The organism is Paracoccus fontiphilus (genome assembly GCF_017356265.1).
Lineage (GTDB): Bacteria > Pseudomonadota > Alphaproteobacteria > Rhodobacterales > Rhodobacteraceae > Paracoccus > Paracoccus fontiphilus.
Genome location: NZ_JAFNAW010000031.1, coordinates 25429 through 42955, shown reverse-complemented (window position 1 = coordinate 42955; position 17527 = coordinate 25429). Strand labels below are relative to the sequence as shown.

At 68.6% G+C, this 17527-nt stretch carries 13 protein-coding genes and 2 pseudogenes; 6 read left to right on the top strand and 9 right to left on the bottom strand.

All coding sequences use genetic code 11. From position 1 onward, the window contains the following. The 5 genes and pseudogenes from J0F76_RS12035 to J0F76_RS12015 form a co-directional block, all read left to right on the top strand. Positions 1-453: pseudogene (locus J0F76_RS12035) on the top strand (anti-sigma factor family protein); the annotation flags it as partial. Positions 454-500: 47 nt separating this feature from the next. Then, complete coding sequence (locus J0F76_RS12030) at positions 501-1934, top strand: SLC13 family permease (protein ID WP_207469723.1); 1434 nt, start codon at positions 501-503, stop codon at positions 1932-1934. 86 nt (positions 1935-2020) lie between these two features. Next, complete coding sequence (locus tag J0F76_RS12025) at positions 2021-3181, top strand: glycerate kinase family protein (protein ID WP_207469722.1); 1161 nt, start codon at positions 2021-2023, stop codon at positions 3179-3181. A gap of 121 nt (positions 3182-3302) precedes the next feature. Beyond that, complete coding sequence (locus tag J0F76_RS12020) at positions 3303-4040, top strand: calcium-binding protein (RefSeq protein ID WP_207469721.1); 738 nt, start codon at positions 3303-3305, stop codon at positions 4038-4040. A gap of 174 nt (positions 4041-4214) precedes the next feature. Next, positions 4215-5807 carry an OpgD/OpgG family glucan biosynthesis protein gene (locus J0F76_RS12015; protein ID WP_207469719.1) on the top strand — a complete coding sequence of 531 codons (1593 nt, stop codon included), beginning with the start codon at positions 4215-4217 and terminating at the stop codon, positions 5805-5807. Positions 5808-5843: 36 nt separating this feature from the next. On the opposite strand, the gene J0F76_RS12010 is transcribed toward J0F76_RS12015, so the two are convergent. From J0F76_RS12010 to J0F76_RS21175, 5 genes and pseudogenes are all read right to left on the bottom strand, one after another. Further along, positions 5844-6494, bottom strand: coding sequence for a metal-binding protein ZinT (locus J0F76_RS12010; RefSeq protein WP_207469717.1), 651 nt, complete (start codon positions 6492-6494; stop codon positions 5844-5846). 127 nt (positions 6495-6621) lie between these two features. Further along, on the bottom strand, positions 6622-8133 hold the full coding sequence (locus J0F76_RS12005; RefSeq protein WP_207469716.1) for a malonate--CoA ligase: 1512 nt from the start codon (positions 8131-8133) through the stop codon (positions 6622-6624). Further along, the gene (locus tag J0F76_RS12000) at positions 8130-9509 is read right to left on the bottom strand and encodes a malonyl-CoA decarboxylase domain-containing protein (RefSeq protein WP_207469715.1); all 1380 of its coding nucleotides are present in this window, start codon (positions 9507-9509) and stop codon (positions 8130-8132) included. The genes J0F76_RS12005 and J0F76_RS12000 overlap by 4 nt, the downstream gene beginning before the upstream one ends. A 32-nt stretch (positions 9510-9541) precedes the next feature. Continuing rightward, positions 9542-10678, bottom strand: a complete 1137-nt coding sequence (locus J0F76_RS11995) for an SLC13 family permease (protein ID WP_278250424.1) — start codon at positions 10676-10678, stop codon at positions 9542-9544. Positions 10679-10799: 121 nt separating this feature from the next. Further along, positions 10800-10883, bottom strand: a pseudogene (locus J0F76_RS21175) (hypothetical protein); the annotation flags it as partial. Positions 10884-11061: 178 nt separating this feature from the next. Between J0F76_RS21175 and J0F76_RS11990 the strand changes: the two are divergent. Next, the gene (locus J0F76_RS11990; protein ID WP_423227371.1) at positions 11062-11748 is read left to right on the top strand and encodes a GntR family transcriptional regulator; all 687 of its coding nucleotides are present in this window, start codon (positions 11062-11064) and stop codon (positions 11746-11748) included. Between the two features lie 24 nt (positions 11749-11772). Here J0F76_RS11990 and J0F76_RS11985 read toward each other — a convergent pair whose 3' ends face one another. The 4 genes from J0F76_RS11985 to J0F76_RS11970 all read right to left on the bottom strand — a co-directional run bounded on the left by J0F76_RS11985 (position 11773) and on the right by J0F76_RS11970 (position 17453). Then, positions 11773-12819 carry an AbrB family transcriptional regulator gene (locus tag J0F76_RS11985; protein WP_207469714.1) on the bottom strand — a complete coding sequence of 349 codons (1047 nt, stop codon included), beginning with the start codon at positions 12817-12819 and terminating at the stop codon, positions 11773-11775. Between the two features lie 95 nt (positions 12820-12914). Next, a complete protein-coding gene (locus tag J0F76_RS11980; RefSeq protein WP_207469713.1) occupies positions 12915-14213 on the bottom strand; it encodes an MFS transporter in 1299 nt (432 codons plus the stop codon). 145 nt (positions 14214-14358) lie between these two features. After that, positions 14359-16926 carry an HWE histidine kinase domain-containing protein gene (locus tag J0F76_RS11975; RefSeq protein ID WP_207469712.1) on the bottom strand — a complete coding sequence of 856 codons (2568 nt, stop codon included), beginning with the start codon at positions 16924-16926 and terminating at the stop codon, positions 14359-14361. Beyond that, positions 16923-17453, bottom strand: a complete 531-nt coding sequence (locus J0F76_RS11970; protein WP_207469710.1) for a biliverdin-producing heme oxygenase — start codon at positions 17451-17453, stop codon at positions 16923-16925. The genes J0F76_RS11975 and J0F76_RS11970 overlap by 4 nt, the downstream gene beginning before the upstream one ends. Between the last annotated feature and the right edge of the window lie 74 nt (positions 17454-17527).

The window sequence follows — 17527 nt, the reverse complement described above, 5'->3', positions numbered from 1 at the left end:
GCCCCGGCCCCCGCCGCGAACCGCAACCGTGCGCCGCTGGCCGCCATCGCCGCCGCGCTGACGGCTGCGGTGGTGGGCATCGGCTGGTGGCAGATGGGCGGCGCCCCCGGCGGCCTGCCGCAGGCCGAGGTTGCCGTGCTGGACAGCCTTCCCTCGGGCGAGGCGGTGACGCTTGATGACGGGCGCGACCTGACGATGATCGCGTCCTATCGCACGGCGGCGGGCGATTTCTGCCGGGAATACGAGACCGTGCGAGACGAGGCCCTGACGGTCAGCGTCGCCTGCCGCGACAACGGCATCTGGCGGCAGCAATTCGCCAGCAACCTGGATGCGGGCGACGGCTATGTCCCGGCCTCGGGCGACATCGAGGCGCTGGACACCTGGCTTTCCGAAACCGGCGCGGGCGATCCGCTGACCCCTGCCGACGAAGCCGCCGCCCTGGCCGGGGAATAGATCGCGGCGTCAGGCGTAATCCTGCAACCACAGCAGGAGAACACGCCATGACCGCCGCCACCGAACCCGCCCCGCTGACGCCCCGCCTTCGTCCACGGCACCTTGCCACGACGCTTCTGGCCCTGGCGGCGGTGGCGGCGGGGCTGTTCCTGCCCGGCGACCTGGACCGCGATGCACGGCTGTCGCTGATCGCGGTCGTCCTGGCGATGCTGGGCTGGATCGGCACGCGCCTGCCGGAATCGGTGGTGGCGCTGGCGGTGGTCCTTGGCCTTGTCCTGACCGGCACCCTGCCCGAGGAGGCGCTGTTCTTAGCCTTGGGCAGCGAGCTGGTCTGGCTGCTGCTGTCGGCCTTCGTCATCGCCGCGGTCCTGAAGGATGCAGGCCTTGCCGAGCGGTTGATCGCGCCGCTGCTGGTCCGCCCCCTGCGCTTCGATGTCCTGCTTCTGGCGCTGACCCTTGCCGTGGCCGCGACGGCCTTCGTGCTGCCCTCGACCTCGGGGCGGGCGGCGCTGCTGATGCCGGTGTTCACAGGACTGGCGGCGGCCATGCCGGACCGGCGGCTGATCAAGCCGCTGGCCCTGGTCTTTCCCACCGCGATCCTGCTGTCGGCGGGCGGTTCGCTGATCGGCGCGGGCGCGCATCTTCTGGCCGCCGAAAGCATCCGCGCGGCGACCGGCCTGCAGGTCGGTTACGCGGATTGGGCCGCGCTGGGCCTGCCCTTCGCGCTGCTCTCCTGCCTTGCCGGGACGGTGTTGATCCTGGCCTTGTTCACGCCGGGCAGCCTGCGCCGAAGCCTCATCGCCGCCCCTGCCCCCGCGGCTGTCGCCCCCGGCCTTGCGGCGCGGCAGCGCCGCATCGGGCTGGTTCTTGCGGCGGTGGTCGGATTGTGGCTGACGGCCGGCTGGCACGGCATCGGCATGGCCACGGTAGCGCTGATCGGCGCCCTTGTGCTGCTGACCCGACCCTTCACCCCGCGCAGGACCAAGGAGATGTTTCGCGCCGTCGATGTCGAGCTGCTGCTCTACATGGCGGCGACCGTGCTTCTGGCGCAGGCGATGACCCGGACCGGCGCCGACCGCTGGCTGGCCGGCCGCGCCCTGGCGGTCCTGCCCGACAGCCTGGCCGGCAGCCTGCCCGTTGTCGCCTCGTTGCTGGCGGTGATTGCGGTGCTGGCGCATCTGGCCATCACCTCACGCTCGGCGCGGGCGGCGGTGCTGATCCCGGCGGTGGCCCTGCCGATGGCGGGGCTGGGGCACGATGCCGCGCTGCTGATCCTGGTCGCGGTGATGGGCACGGGCTTCTGCCAGACCATGACCGCCTCGGCCAAGCCGGTGGCGATCTTCGCCAATGCCGAACCGGCAGCCTTCGGGCAGCGGGACCTGTTCCGGCTGGCCCTGCCCCTGATGCCGGTGGTGACGGTCCTGCTGATCGGCTTTGCCCTGGCGATCTGGCCCGCGCAACTGGCCGCCCTGCGGGGCTGAGGCGATTTCCGACAAAAAATCGCCGGGGCCCGGAATAAACCCGCGCCCTTCTTCGTAATCGTTTCAACAGACGGAAAGGACAGACGATGACCCTCACGATCCTGATCGCGCCCTCGGGCTTCAAGGAATCCCTTTCGGTGACCGACGTGACCGGCGCCATTGCCGAAGGGGTGCGCCGCGCCATGCCGGACGCCCGCATCCTGTCCGCCCCCATGGTGGACGGCGGCGAAGGCACGACCGAGGCGCTGGTTCAGGCCAGCGGCGGGCGGCTGCACCGCGCCATCGTCACCGGCCCCGTCGGCGACCCGGTGCCCAGCTTCTGGGGCGAGCTTGGCGGCGACGGCCCGCGCACCGCGGTGATCGAGATGGCCGCGGCCGCAGGCCTGTCGCTGGTGCCGCGCGACCGGCGCGACCCGACGCTGACCACCAGCCGGGGCGTGGGGGAACTGATCGTGCGCGCCATCGACGACGGCGCCCAGCGCATCCTGATCGGCTGCGGCGACAGCGGCATCAACGACGGGGGCGCGGGCATGGCCCGTGCGCTTGGCGCGCGTCTTCTGGACAAGCACGGCAATCCCCTGCCCGAAGGCGGTGGCGCCCTGGCGCGCCTGGCCCGGATCGACCTGTCGGGCCTTGATCCCCGGCTGGACCGGGTCCGCATCGACGCGGCGGTGAACTGGCACAACATGCTGCTGGGCCCGAAGGGGGTCGCCCGCGTCTTCGGCCCGCAGAAGGGCGCCACGCCCGACCAGGTGCGCCTGCTGGACCGGGCCATGGAAACCTGGGCCGAGCAGATCTGGATCGCCACCGGACGCGACGTGGGCGCGGCGCCCGGCGCCGGGGCCTCGGGCGGGCTGGGGGCGGGGCTGATCGCATTCGCCGGCGCCCGCCTGCACCCCCGCTTCGACATCATGCGCGAATACCTGGACTTCGAGCGCCTGCTGGACAGCGCCGACCTGGTCATCACGGCGGAAGGCTCGCTTGACGGGCAAAGCCCCTATGGCAAGGTCCCCTGCGAGGTCGCGCGCCATGCCGCCGCCAAGGGCATCCCCACCATCGCCCTGGCAGGCACCATCGGCAAGGGCGCAAGCGAAACCTTTCAGCACGGCATCGCGGCCTTCGCCTCGATCGTGAAGCGGCCCTGCACGCTGGAGGAAGCGATCCAGAAGGGCGAAAAGCTGCTGCGCCGCGCGGCCGAGGACGCGATGCGGATGCTGCAGGTCGGCCAGCGGCTGGCGCTGCGCTGATCGGCCGTCACCAGGATTTTACCGAAACCGGCTAGGCTGACCGCCGCCGGAACGGACCCGCGCTGCGTTGGGCGGAACAGCGCGGTCCTTGTTCCCCGCCCCTTCTTCAGGAGAGACTGTCATGGCGACCTATCGCGGAAACGACGACGACAACCGTTACAACGGGACCAACGTTGCCGACCTGATCTTTGGCCGGTCGGGCGACGACCGCCTGTCCGGCGGCGCCGGCAACGACACCATCGACGGCGGCGAGGGCAACGATTACCTGTGGGGCGGCGTTGGCAACAACGTCATCTGGGGCGGCTCGGGCAACGACGCCATCTGGGCCGAGGCGGGCAGCGACCGCATCGTTGCCGGAGAAGGCAACGACACGGTGCGCGCGGGCGCGGGCAACAACGCCGTCAGCCTGGGCGAGGGCAACGATGTTGTCGTGACCCTGGGCGGCCGCGACACGCTGGACGGCGGCGAGGGCAATGACCGCATGACCTCGGGCGCGGGCAACGACATCCTGCGCGGCGGCGAGGGCGACGACGTCATGATCGCCCAGGCGGGCTTCGACACCCTGGTGGGCGGCGAAGGCAACGACGTGCTGAACGGCGGGCTGGGCAACGACCGGCTGCTGGGCGGCGAGGGCGCCGACCGCTTCGTCTTCAACGGCGGGATCGACCGGATTGTCGATTTCGAGAACGGCGACGACGACATCGACCTGTCCTTCTTTTCCCAGTTCAACAGCTTTGCCAGCATCCGCGCCGTTTCGACCCAGGTGGGCGACGATGTGGTGATCCGGGCCGGGGCCAACCGCCTGGTGATCGAGGATACGCGTCTGAATCAGCTGGACAACGACGACTTCATCTGGTGACGGGACGCTGAACCTGACGGCCGGGCCGCCGCGCGGCCTGGCCATTGCGATGGCATTGCTGCGACAGGTCTCGGCAAATCGGTGCCAAGAACGGGCCGGGAATCGCGCCCGGACTTGCATTTGCGACGGATGCAAACATTTGATGCCGCGCAAGTGCCAGCCAACCGGATAACCATGTCGATCGACCGTCTTGACCGCCGCCGCGTCCTGCAAGCCGCCTTGGGCAGCGGGGCCTTTTTCCTGTTGCCGCATCTGGCCCGCGCGCAGGAGGGCACCGGGAGCAGCGGCGACAGCCAGCCGTTTTCCTTCGACATGCTTCGCGACATGGCCCGCGATCTGGCATCGGCGCCCTATGTCCCCGAGGAGATCGCCGATCCCCAGATCCTCGACCAGGTGGACTACGACAACCACAACCAGGTGCGCTTCAGACAGGACCGCAGCCTGTGGCGCGGCAAGGGCAACACCTCGCCCGTGCAGGCCTTCTTTCCGGGCATGTATTTCCGCAATCCCGTGCGGATCTTCACGGTCGAAGGCGGCATGGCGACCGAGGTGCCCTTCTCGCTGGACCTGTTCGAGATCCCCGAGGGCAACCCGGCCCGCCTGCTGACCCGCACCAAGGGCTTCGCGGGCTTCCGCGTCCAGGACGCCAGGACCGGGATCGACTGGATGGCCTTCCTGGGCGCGTCCTACTGGCGCACCTCGGGCTATAGCGGGCAGTTCGGCCTGTCGGCGCGCGGGCTTGCCATCGACACCGCGATCCCCGACGGCCCCGAGGAGTTCCCGCTGTTCACCCGCTTCTGGTTGGAGCCTGCGGAAAACGGGGATCTCACCGCCTATGCGCTGCTGGACAGCCCGCGCGCGACCGGCGCCTATCGCATCGAATCGCGGCGCGGGGACGGCGTGACGCAGGACATCAGCGCCACCATCTTCCTGCGCGACACGGTCGAGCGGCTGGGGATCGCGCCGCTGACCTCGATGTTCTGGTTCGGCAAGAACACGCCCCATGTCTCGCCCGACTGGCGCCCCGAGGTGCATGATTCCGACGGGCTGGAGATCCTGGCCAGCAACGGCGAACGCATCTGGCGCCCCCTGAACAACCCGCCGGGGACCATGGTGAACAGCTTCGCCGCGCCGGGGGTCAGGGGCTTCGGGCTGATGCAGCGGGAACGCGACTTCGACCAGTACCAGGACGACGGCGTCTTCTACGACCGCCGCGCCAGCGCCTGGATCGAGCCGCAGGGCGACTGGGGCGACGGTTCGGTGGTGCTGACCGAACTGCGCACGGATGACGAGATCCACGACAACATCGTGGCCTTCTGGCAGCCCGCAGGAGCGACCGCCAAGGGACAGAGCCACGACGTCAGCTATCGCCTGCACTGGGTGCGCGACAATCCGGCGGTCAGCCCCATCGCCCATTTCACCGCCACCCGCATCGGCGCGGGCGGCGTGCCGGGCCAGCCCCGGCCCAAGGGCGTGGTCAAGATCGTCTGCGACTTCGCGGGACCGAACCTGAAGGGCCTGGGCCGCGATGACGGGCTGACCTTGTCGGTATCCACGACGCAGGCGCAGGTGTCGAACACGGCGGTCTATCCGGTGGTCGGGACCGACGGCTGGCGCGCGCTGTTCGACCTGTCCTTTGCCGATACGGGCGACGCGCCCATCGACCTGCGCGCCTATGTCGATCACGGCGGCACGGCGATGACGGAAACGCTGATCCTGCAACTGTTCCCGTCGCAGCTTCGCGACCTGCTGGCCCGCACGCCATAGCGGAGCCCCTGCCCAGCCCCGGACAGGGGCGCGGCATCAGTGCGCCAGCATCTCGGCCACGATCCCGTCCGCATCCAGCGAGGCGGGATAGTAGGTCGGCCAGTTCGTCACCTCCTCCAGCAGGGCGGCGCGGTCGTCGCCCCAATACAGGTGGTAATGGTCCGACGGCTCGGGCGCGATGCGATGGTCGCTGAACTGGATGAACTGCGGCGCGCTTTCGTCGCCCCCGGCTTTCTCGAAGATGAAGCGGACCCCGCGGTTGCCCTTGGCATAGGTCAGGATCTCGTGCCCGTCGGCCTCGTAGCGGCCCTGGACCGATGCGTCGCCGGTGTGGAAGGTGACGGTGTCGCCTTCAATGGTGATCCGGTCCACGTCGGTCTTGTAGCCGGTGTCGTAATAGGCGCGGTATTCGGCGGCGGACTTGTCGCCATGTTCGGCCTTGTGCGCCATCACCGGGTCCAGCGTCCCGTCCGCCAGATAGGGATAGACCGACTGCCAGTCGCCCGCCCAGTCGGACAGGGGACGATCCCGGACCTGCGCGTCCTCGAAATAGCCGTCATGGACCGATTGTCCGGCATGGGAATGGTCATGAGAATGGTCGTGCGAGTGGTCATGGGCTGCCGCCGGGGTGCCAAGGGCCAGCGCGGCCACCAAAGCCGCTGCCGCCATTTGCCAGGTCTGTTCCATCGTTCACGCTCCAAAATGATATGTTATTACGTTTCATTACTGTTGAAGCGAATGCTTGGCAAGGTCTTCGGGCACAAAAAAACGGGGCGAGCCATGCCCGCCCCGCGCCCGTGTTGCTGCGATCCGTTCAGCGATACAGGTCGCCGTATTGGTCGCGCAGCAGGTTCTTCTGCACCTTGCCCATGGTGTTGCGCGGCAGCTCGTCCACAAACAGCACGCGCTTGGGCTGCTTGAACTTGGCCAGGCGCCCCTCCAGCGCCGCCAGCACGTCCGCTTCGGAAAGAGCGCCGGGCTTTGTCGGCACGATCACCGCCGTCACGCCCTCGCCGAAATCGCGATGCGGCAGGCCGATCACGGCGGATTCGGTCACGCCGGGCATGGCGTCGATCTCGGTCTCGATCTCCTTGGGATAGACGTTGTAGCCGCCGGTGATGATCAGGTCCTTGCCGCGCCCGACGATGTGCAGGTAGCCGCGATCGTCGATCTTGCCCAGGTCGCCGGTGATGAAGAAGCCGTTGTCGCGCAGCTCGGCGGCGGTCTTCTCGGGCATCTGCCAATAGCCCTTGAAGACGTTCGGCCCGCGCACCTCGATCATGCCGATCTCGCCTTGCGGCAGCTCGGCGCCGGTGTCGGGATCGGTCACGATGATCTCGGTCCCCGGCAGGGGCATCCCCACGGTGCCCGCGATCCGGTCGCCGTCATAGGGGTTCGAGGCGTTCATATTCGTCTCGGTCATGCCGTAGCGTTCCAGGATCGCATGGCCGGTGCGGGCCTGCCATTCGCGATGCGTTTCCGCCAGCAAAGGCGCCGAGCCCGAGATGAACAGCCGCATGTTCCTGGTGTTTTCGGCCGTCAGCATGTCGTCCTGCAGCAGCCGGACATAGAAGGTCGGCACCCCCATCAGCACGGTGGCCCGGCCCATCAGTTCGAAGATGCGGTCCACGTCGAACTTCGGCAAAAAGATCATCGAGGCGCCGGAGAACAGCGTCACGTTGGTCGCCACGAACAGCCCGTGCGTGTGGAAGATCGGCAGCGCATGGATCAGCACGTCATCGGCGGTGTAGTGCCAGGCGTCGCGCAGCGCCGTCGCGTTCGACACCAGGTTGCCATGCGACAGCATCGCGCCCTTGCTGCGCCCCGTCGTGCCCGAGGTGTAAAGCAGGGCGGCCAGGTCGTCCTTGTCCCGTTGAACGGTCGCGAACTCCGCAGACGCACCGCTGGCGGCATCCGTCAGGCTGCCCTGCCCCTTCGCGTCCAGCGTCACGATCCGCGCGCCCGCCCGCTTGGCCGCGTCCGCCAGCGCCTCGGCCTTGGCGGGGTCGCAGACAAAGACGGCGGGGGTGGCGTCGCCGATGAAATAGTCGATCTCGGCGGGCGTGTAGCCCGTGTTCAGCGGCAGGAAGACCGCGCCCGCGCGCACCGTCGCCAGGTAGAGGATGATCGCCTCGACCGATTTTTCCACCTGCGCCGCCACGCGGTCGCCGGGCCGCACGCCCAGGGACACCAGCGCATTGGCCATCCGGCCCGTGCGCGCGACCAGGTCGGCATAGGTGATGCACTGGCCCTGGGGCGTCTCGATGGCGGTGGCTTCGGGATCGGCGATGCCGGTTTCCAGGATGTCGAACAGGTTGGCGTTCATGGCTTCTCTTTCTTGGTCACGGGTTGTGCGTCGGGCAGGTGGCGGCGCACCGCGCCGGAGGCCGCGATCTCGGTGCGTTCGGCGAAGGCCTCGTGATTGGCCTCGATCCGGTCCAGGTCGTAAAGGTAGTTGACCATCAGCCCATGCGACTGCCTCAGCCCGTTGTCGGACACGTCGCCGCCGAAGTTCAGCCGTTCCAACCGCGCGCCGTTGCCCAGGTGGAAGCGCGCGACGGGATCGACCGCCCGGCCCTTGGCGTCGCGGGCGCGCAGGAAATAGATCGCGGCCGCCGACAGCAGCGGCGCGCGCAGCGCTTCGGCCGCCTCGGGATCGACGTGCCAGCCCGGCTGGTCCAGCGGCTTCAGGGCCGCCTTCAGATCGTCGTCCAGAGACTCGCCGCCTTCCCGCGCCTTGGCCAGCCAGGCGGCGAAGCCCGGCACCGGCGACAGGGTGACAAAGGTCTGGATGTCGGGCAGTTCGGCCTTCAGTTCCTCGACCACCTGCTTGATCAGGAAGTTGCCGAAGGACACCCCCGCCAGCCCCTTCTGGGTGTTCGAGATGGAATAGAACACCGCCGTGGTGGCCCGGTCCGCGTCGATGGGGGTGCGGTCCAGATCCAGCAGCGGGGCCACGGTGTCTGGGATGTCGCGGGTCAGCGCGACCTCGACGAAGATCAAGGGTTCGTCCACCAGTTGCGGATGGAAGAAGCCGTAGCAGCGCCGGTCGGTCGGTTGCAGGCGGTTGCGAAGGTCGTCCCAGTTGCGGATCGCGTGGACGGCCTCGTAGCGGATGATCTTTTCCAGGATCGCGGCGGGGGTGTTCCAGTCGATGTGGCGCAGGACCAGGAAGCCCCGGTTGAACCAGGACGCGAACAGATGCGCGAAGTCGCTGTCCACCCGGCGCAGGGCGGGATTGTCCTTCAGGTGGCGCAGCAGTTCCTCGCGCATCCGCACCAGCGCCGCCGTCCCGCCGGGGGCCAGGTTCAGGCGGCGGAACAGTTCCTGCCGCCGGGGCTCGGCGGCGTTGTGCAGCGCCTCGACGGCCTCGGTGGACCCGGCATCCTGCCGCAGCGCGGCCAGGGCCTTCTCGACCGCCTTGGCGTCGGGGCCGAAGCGGTCTGCCAAGGTCGCCAGGAACTCCAGCTTCTTCGCCTCGTCCGCCTCCTCGAAGGCCATGACCAGGGCGCGGGCCAGGGCCACGCCCGAAGCCTCGCCCCGGCGGGACAGCAGCAGCTCACCCATGTCGGACAGGCCGGGCGGCGCGGTGACCTGCCCCGCCCCGTCGCGCCAGCGCAGCAGGGCGCGGCCCCGGTCGGTCAGCATGTCGAACAGATCGCCGAAGCGGTTTGTCCGGGGGGTCTGCATGGTCTTGGTCACGCGCTCTCTCCTTGGCTAGGGATGCGGCCGGATCAGCCCGGCAGCACGACGAAGATCAGCCACAGCACCACGGGCGCGACGACCGTCACCACCGCGCCATAGTTCAGCAGCTTGCGGAAGAAGGCCTGCTTGTCCACGCCATGCGCGTTGGCCAGGACCAGCGCGCCGTTGGTGGAAAACGGGCTGACGTCCACGATGGTGGACGCGACCGCCATCCCGGCGATGAAGCCGATGGCGCTGACGCCGTTGTCCCCTTGCAGGAAGGGCACCGCCAGCGGGATCAGCGACCCCAGAACGGCGGTCGACGACGCGAAGGCCGAGACCACCGCGCCGATGAAGAACAGCATCAGGGCCGCCAGCAGGGGCGAGGCCATGCCCGCGACCGAATCGCCCACGAAGTCGATGGTGCCCATGTCCTGAAGAACCGCGACATAGGTGGACACGCCGGTGATCAGCATGATCTCGGGCCAGGCGACCTGCGCCATGGCGCGCTTCTGCATGGTCGGGTTCCACAAGGCCAGCGCCAGGCCGATGGTCAGCGCGACAAAGCCGATGTCCAGGTTGAAGGCCAGCACCAGCACCGCCAGCAGGACCAGACCGGCCAGCGTGAAGATCTGGTAGGGCGTGCCGTCGGGCTGGTTGCCCTCCTCGACCTCGGCCACGAGGCGGTTGGAATCGCCGCCGCCCTCGCGGCTGACGCGCTTGGTCAGGGCCTGCGCCTCGCTGTCGCCGAAGATCTGCGGGCCGGTGGCGGCGCGGGCGATTTCCACATGGGGAACGCTGACCGTCTCGATCGTGTCGCGGGCCGCCATCAGCGTGCGGCCGCCCAGGACCAGGAACAGGATCAGCGCCACGGCGGCGTTCACCAGGAAGCTGGCGGCGAAGGTGGTCATGGCCGACAGGGGCAGACCGGCTTCCTGCACGACGCCATTGGTGATGCCGCCATAGATGCTGATGGGTGAAAAGCCCCCGGCCTGCGCCCCGTGGACCACCATCAGGCCCATCAGCAAGGGGCTGATGTGGTAGCGGAAGGCGAAGCCCAGCGCGATGGGCGCCACGATGGCGACCGCGCCGGGGCTGACGGCGCCGACGGCGGTCAGCAGCGCGGAAATCCCGAACATGATCCAGGGGATCGCCCCGATGCGCCCCTTGACCGCGCGCACGGCCATGCGCACCAGCCAGTCGATGGTGCCGTTGTTCTGCGCCAGCGCGAACAGCCAGGTGATGGCCCACCAGCGTCAGGAACAGCCCGCCGGGGAAACCCGCGATGATGTCCTTGGTCGTCTGCGCGGCCAGCAGCGTGCCGACCAGAAAGGCCCCCACAAAGGCCAGAACGCCCATGTTGATGGGCCAGATGGTCGCCACCACGAACATCAGCACAAGCGCATAGATGGATATCAGATGTGGTGTCATGCGGCTTTCCCCTTTTTTCCTGCACAACCGACAGGCGGACCCGCCTCCACACGAATCCTCCTCCCCCTGCCGTTATACGCGCGCCATCCCGTGTTGTATATAACAGAATGGATGATGGATGTTTCCAGACCGCATCGCTATGATGGCCGGAACGGAGGATCTGGCCTTGGCAAGCGTTCCGAATACATTGCGCATCCGGCGTGCCCTGGAGGACGCCATCGTCGAGGGCCGCTTCCTGCCCGGCACGCGGCTGGACCCCGAGGCGCTGGAGCGCGAGTTCGACTGTTCCCGCACCCCCATCCGCGAGGCGTTCCAGCAACTGGAGGCCTCGGGCCTTGTGCGCGTCATGCCCAAGCGCGGCACCTTCGTCACGCAGTGGTCGCCCGAGGAACTGGCCGAACGCTTCGAGGTCATGGCCGAGATCGAGGCAAGCTGCGGCCGCTTGGCCGCCCGCCGCATCAGCGAGGCCGAACTGGAGGCCTTCCGGCGGGTCCACGACGATTGCCGCCGCCTGGCCGAGGCCGGCGAGGTCGAGGCCTATTATGCGCGCAATTCGGAATTCCACCACTGCATCTATCGGGCGACGCATAACGCCTTCCTGACGCAGGAAGCCGCGCGGCTGCACGCGATGCTGCAACCCTATCGCCGGATGCAGCTGCAGGTCCGGAACCGGATGGGCCGGTCCTTCGTCGAACACGACGCCATCGTCTCGGCCATCGAGGCGGGGGACGGGGACCGGGCGGCACAGGCGCTGCGCGATCATGTGATCGTCCAGGGGGACCGCTTCCACGACCTGATCGCGGTGCTGCGGCAGACGCTGGCCTAGGGGGTGGCGGGGTGGAACCCCACCCTACGACTGGTTCCGGCGGCGCCGCATCAGCCGGAACAGGATCGGCGCCCCGGTCAGGACCAGGATCACGCGGATGATGTGGTGGACCACCACGAAGCTGAGATCGGCCCCCGCGATCAGCGCCAGCATCGACATCTCGGCCTGGCCGCCCGGCATGAAGGCCAGGAACCCCTCGACCGGCGGGGCAAGGCCGGTCACCGTCACGAATTCGGTCACGGCACCCGCCAGCACGGCCAGGATCAGCACGAAGACCGCGCCGCCCGCCACGGTTTCGCGCAATTCGCGCAGGGTGACGCCGACGTAGCTGACGCCGATGCTGATGCCGATCAGGAACTGCGCGGCCAGCAGCGCCTCGCGCGGGGGGCGCATGTGCAGCACGCCCGCCAGCGACAGGGCGGCCGCGACGATCAGCGGCCCCAGGATCGCCGCGCCGAACAGGCCGATCCGTTCCGCGGCCTTCCAGCCGACAAGGGCCGCGGCGATCATGATCAGAAGCTCGGACCAGGGGATGTCGGCGGCGGGCTGCCCGACCGGATGGGTCAGTTCCACGCCGTAAACGCTGACCAGCAGCAGCGGTCCGACCACCATGATGACCAGCAGCCGCGTGACATGGACCAGCGAGACCTGGCGCACGTTCGCCCCCGCCTCGGCCCCGAAGATCGTCATGTCGGCCGCCCCGCCCGGCATCGCGGCGTAGAAGGCCGTGACCAGGTCGAAGCCCACGACGCGGCGGAAGAAGGGCACGCCGATCAGGCCGATGGCGGCGATATAGAAGGGGATGATCGCGACCGAGGCCAGCATCGACGGCAGGTCCGCCACAAGCGCGGGCGTGACGGCCGCGCCGATGGCCACGCCCAGCACCGACCGCGCCGCGACGGAAACGGGGCCAAGCCCGATCAGCCGCACCCCGGTCAGGGCCGCGACCAGCGACGCGATCATGGGACCGAACAGGAAGGGCAGCGGCAGGTTCAGCAGCCAGAACAGGGCCGTGCCGACAACGCCGACCGACAGCGTGACCGCCTGCCGCACACGCAAACCGCTTATCATCCCGCCGCACCTTTCCGATGGTTCACGCGCCCCATCGAACAGCCCGAGGGGATGCGCAAGGATGAAAAAGGCGGCCCGGGGGCCGCCTTGTCCGCTCAGACCTCTTCCCGGCCCGAGGCGAGGATGCACAGAAGCGTGATCACCGCCGCCGCCCCCATGTAGTAGCCCACATGGGTCAGGCCATGGTTCTGCTGCAGCCAGGTCGCGGCATAGGGTGCAAGCGAGGCCCCGAAGATCCCCGCGAAGTTGAAGGTGATCGACGACCCGGTATAGCGCACCCGCGTCGGGAAGGGCGCGGCCAAGGCGGCCCCGATCACGCCATAGGTCAGGCCCATCAGGAACATGCCCAGCGTCACGAACAGGTAAAGGCTGCCCTCGCCTCCGCCCATCAGCGGCGCCAGGAAGAACGAGAAGCCGCCGATCAGCACCGTCACGACGATCAGGAACGGGCGACGCCCGACCGCATCGGCCACCTTGCCCGCCAGCGGGATCGCCACGCCGAACACGACCGAGCCGTAGATCTGCATCAGCAGCGCGTCGGTGAAGGCGATCTGGCGCACCTTGACGTTATAGGACAGAAGCCAGGCCGAGCAGATGTAGAACAGCACGAAGGTCACCAGCGCGACGAAGGTGCCCAGGAACAGGCTGCGCTTGTGGTTGCGGAACAGTTCCACCACCGGGACCGAGACGCGTTCCTCTTTCTTCACCGCCTCGGCGAATTCGGGCGTCTCGGTGATCGACAGGCGGACCCAGAGGCCCATCACGATCAGCACGATCGAGGCCAGGAAGGGCAGCCGCCAGCCCCAGGCCAGCAGGTCGTCCTGGCTCATGAAGTGCAGAAGCACCCAGAAGAAGCCCGAGGACAGGAACAGCCCGACCGGCGCGCCAAGCTGCGGGAACATCCCGTACCAGCTTCGCTTGCCCTCGGGCGCGTTTTCGGTCGCCAGCAGGACCGCCCCGCCCCATTCGCCGCCAAGGCCGAAGCCCTGGCCGAACCGGCACAGCGCCAGAAGCGCGGGGGCGGCGACGCCGATCTGGGCATAGGTCGGCAGCAGGCCGATCACGACGGTGGAAATCCCCATCGTCAGCAGCGCCGCGACCAGCGTGGCCTTGCGCCCGATCCGGTCGCCGAAATGGCCGAAGACGATGGCGCCGAAGGGCCGCGCGAAGAACGCGATGGAAAAGGTGGCGAAGGACGCCAGCAGCGCCGTGGTCGCGTCGCTGGCCGGGAAGAACAGGGTCGGGAAGACCAGCACGGCGGCAGTCGCATAGACGTAGAAGTCGAAGAACTCGATCGTCGTGCCGATCAGGCTGGCCAGCAGCACCCGCGCCGGAGAGTTGACGCGTTTGCCGCCGCGCGCCGCGACGGGCGCCGATATCGTCTGATCAGTCATCGTTCAGTGGTCCGCTTGTCATCAAAAGGACGCCGTTCGCATCGCGAAAGATGCCGGCGCCGACCCGCGCTATCGCAAACAGTGCGCGGACGGAATGCCGATCATGCGGAAAATTGCGCGGGCATAGCTGCCTTGCATTGCGGGATTACCGGAGGGCGGCCTCGGCCTCGGCCAACTTCCGCAGGATCTCGCGGACTTGGTAGGGCTTGCTGACCACGGGCGTCGCCCCATAGTCCGACGAGGCGCCGAAATCCGCCCCGTAGCCGGTCGCGAAGACGAAGGGGATGCCGCGCCCGCGCAGGCATTCGGCGACCGGCAGAGAATCCTCGTCCGCCAGGTTCACGTCCAGAACGGCGAGGTCGGGCGGGTCCTGGTCGATCATCGACAGGGCCGCCTCCACCGTGGCGGCGCGCCCCGTGACGTGCAGGCCATGGTCCTGCAGGTCGGCTTCCAGGGACATGGCGATCAGGGTCTGGTCCTCGACCAGCAGGATGCGCCGTCCCGCCAGGGGCAAGGCAGAGGGCGCGCCGGGAGCCGGGGCGGCGGGGCTGGCCCGAAGCGGGGCCTCGACGGTTTCGCGCACAAAGCGGGCGGGCAGCATGAACTGGGCCGCGACCCCGGTCGGACGGAACTCGATCCGGCTTTCGCCGTCCAGGTCGAACGGCAGCGACTGCTCGATCAGGACCGAGCCGAAGCCGGACCGGGTCGGGGGCGTCAGCCCCTCCAAGCCGTCCTCGGTCCAGTCCACGCGGCAGTTCCCGGCGCCATCGACGTGCCAGGCGACGGCAAGATGCCCATCCGGGCGCGACAAGGCACCGTATTTCGCGGCATTCGTCGCCATCTCGTGAAAGATCAGCGCCATGACGGAAAAGGCCCGGGCATCCAGCGCGACGGCGGGGCCGTCAAGGCGCACCGCCCTGCCCTCGCCCGAATAGGGTCCAAGCTCGGCCGCCAGAAGATCGCCCAGCAGCCCGCCCTCGTCGTCGCGGACCACCTGGTCATGGGCAAAGGCCAGCGCCTGGATGCGGCCGCGCAGGGCGTTGGCATAGCCGTCCAGCGTCTCGCCGTCGTCGGGCTTGCGGCTGACCAGCGACTGGATGACGGCCAGGATGTTCTTGACCCGGTGGTTCAGTTCCCGGTTCAGCACGCGCTGCCGGATGTCGGCGCGGGTGCGTTCCTCGGCCAGCATCTCGCTGTTGAACAGCAGCACCTCGACCACGGCAAGGCGCAGGGCTTCGGCGAAGCGGCGGTCCGCCTCGGTCCAGGGATGGCACCTGTCGCGGACGGTTTCCTTCCAGACCGCGAAGCTGCCCCGGGGCGTCAGGCGGGTGCCGAACTTGCCCGTCTCATAGGTCTTGGTCGGGTCCCCGGCCCAGTCCAGGGTCTGGACGGCCTCCCTGCGGAAGTAGAACAGGAAGTCGCGGGGCATCTTCGACAGCGGAATGATCATCACCCCCGCCGCCAGCGCGGTCAGGTCCGGCGCGTCCGGCAGCAGGTCCGACAGGCAGTTGGTGTGGAAGACGCTGCCTTCCGACAAGCCGCCCGCCAGGGCCAAGATGGGGTCCGCCTGCGTTTCCGAGGGCGCACAGCCCGCTGCCGACCAGACGCCGTCGAACCACAGCGCGACCCCGTCCGAGGGGATCAGGTCTCCCAGTTCCCGCAGGCGGCCCTGCAGCGCGGGACCCACCTCCTCGGACCTGACGGCGTTGACCAGCAGGTCGTCAAGCGCGCGCCGGGCCGTCAGTTCTGCGTCGCGGGCGTGTCTGCGGTGCAGCGCGTCCAGGTGCATCGAGAAGAACTCGCCCACCATCTCGGCGGCGGCGCGGTCGGCCATGCTCAGGACCTTGGGCGAATAATGGTGGCAGGCGATCAGCCCCCACAGCGCCCCGTCGATGATGATCGACACCGACATCGAGGCCGCCACCCCCATGTTGCGCAGGTATTCGCAATGAATGGGCGAGACGCTGCGCAGATGGGCATAGGACAGGTCCAGCGGATCGGCCAGCGGATCGAGGCCCAGGATCGGCACCGGCGCGAACGAGGCGTCGCCGATCACCCGGATCGGGTTCTGCACATATAGCGCGCGGGCCTGCTGGGGAATGTCGCCGGCGGGGAAATACTGGCCGCGAAAGCTTTCGTGCCGGTCCAGCTTCGCCTCGGCCACGACCTTGCCCGCGCCATCCTCGCCCAGCTGGTAGACCATCACCCGGTCATAGCCCAGTTGCGCCTGCATCAGCATGGCCGACTGCTCGACCAGCTGGGCGACATCCTGGGTCAGGCGCAGCCGCTCGATGACGGTGCGCGACATGCTGATGACCTGGCCCAAGCGCGGCGAGACCGGCTCGAACTCGATGATGGTGCGGTTGTCATAGCGGTGGATGGTGACGTCGAAGCCGGTGCCGTTGACGATCAGGTCGAAGACCAGGGCCGGGCGCGGGCGGTTGCCGGACACGGCCAGCGCGTTCAGAAGCGTGTGGGTGGCCTCGGCCCCGATCACGTCGGCCAGCCGCTGGTCCAGCGGATCGACGGCCAGCTTCAGCAGGCTCGCGGCGTTTTCGGAACGGAACTGGACGGTGCGGGCCAGGTGGTCGCAGGCCAGCAGGCAACCATGCGGCTGGATGCTGCCGGGAATGTGGATCGGCTCGCGATCGCAATTCGTCAGGTTGATCGGCTTGCCCGCCAGCGCCAGATCGGACACGGGAGGCTGCATCATGCGACTGCCCTCGGACCATAGGACCGCAGCGCCAGCGCGAAGACGTCGCGGGCGGCCGCGCCTGCCTCGGCCGCGGGGAAATCGCCCGCCTCCAGCCATTCCAGGAAGCGGCGCCAGCGCGTGTTCGACGCCGTCTGCGCGGCCAGGTGCCGCGCGCCATGATCCGCGGTATAGCCCAGCGCCGCCGCGCGCCGCGCCAGCAGCCGTCCGCCAAGCGCCGATCCCTCGAGGACGTAGCAGGCGGCGGCCCTGGCGGCGGGCGTCGGCAGCGGCAGCGGATCGGCGGCGGGCGGAACGGGCAGGCCCAGATCGGCCAGATCCCGGGCGATCAGGGGAACCAGCGGATCGACCTGCCAACCCGCATCCTGCAAAAGGCTCGGCTCGATGGCCGCACGAAAGCCATGGCTGCCCGTCAGGAAGGCGCCATAGGCGGCAGCGTCGCCGAAAACCCCGACTTCTCGGTCCAGCGTATCGTGCAGGTCGCGCGTTTCCGTCATCAACGCGCGACGAAGGGTGCCGTCATGCATCACCGATCCGCCAGAATGGTCATATTCGCCCAGACATAGCGGTCATTGCCAAACGGCCGCAATACCGCTTTTCC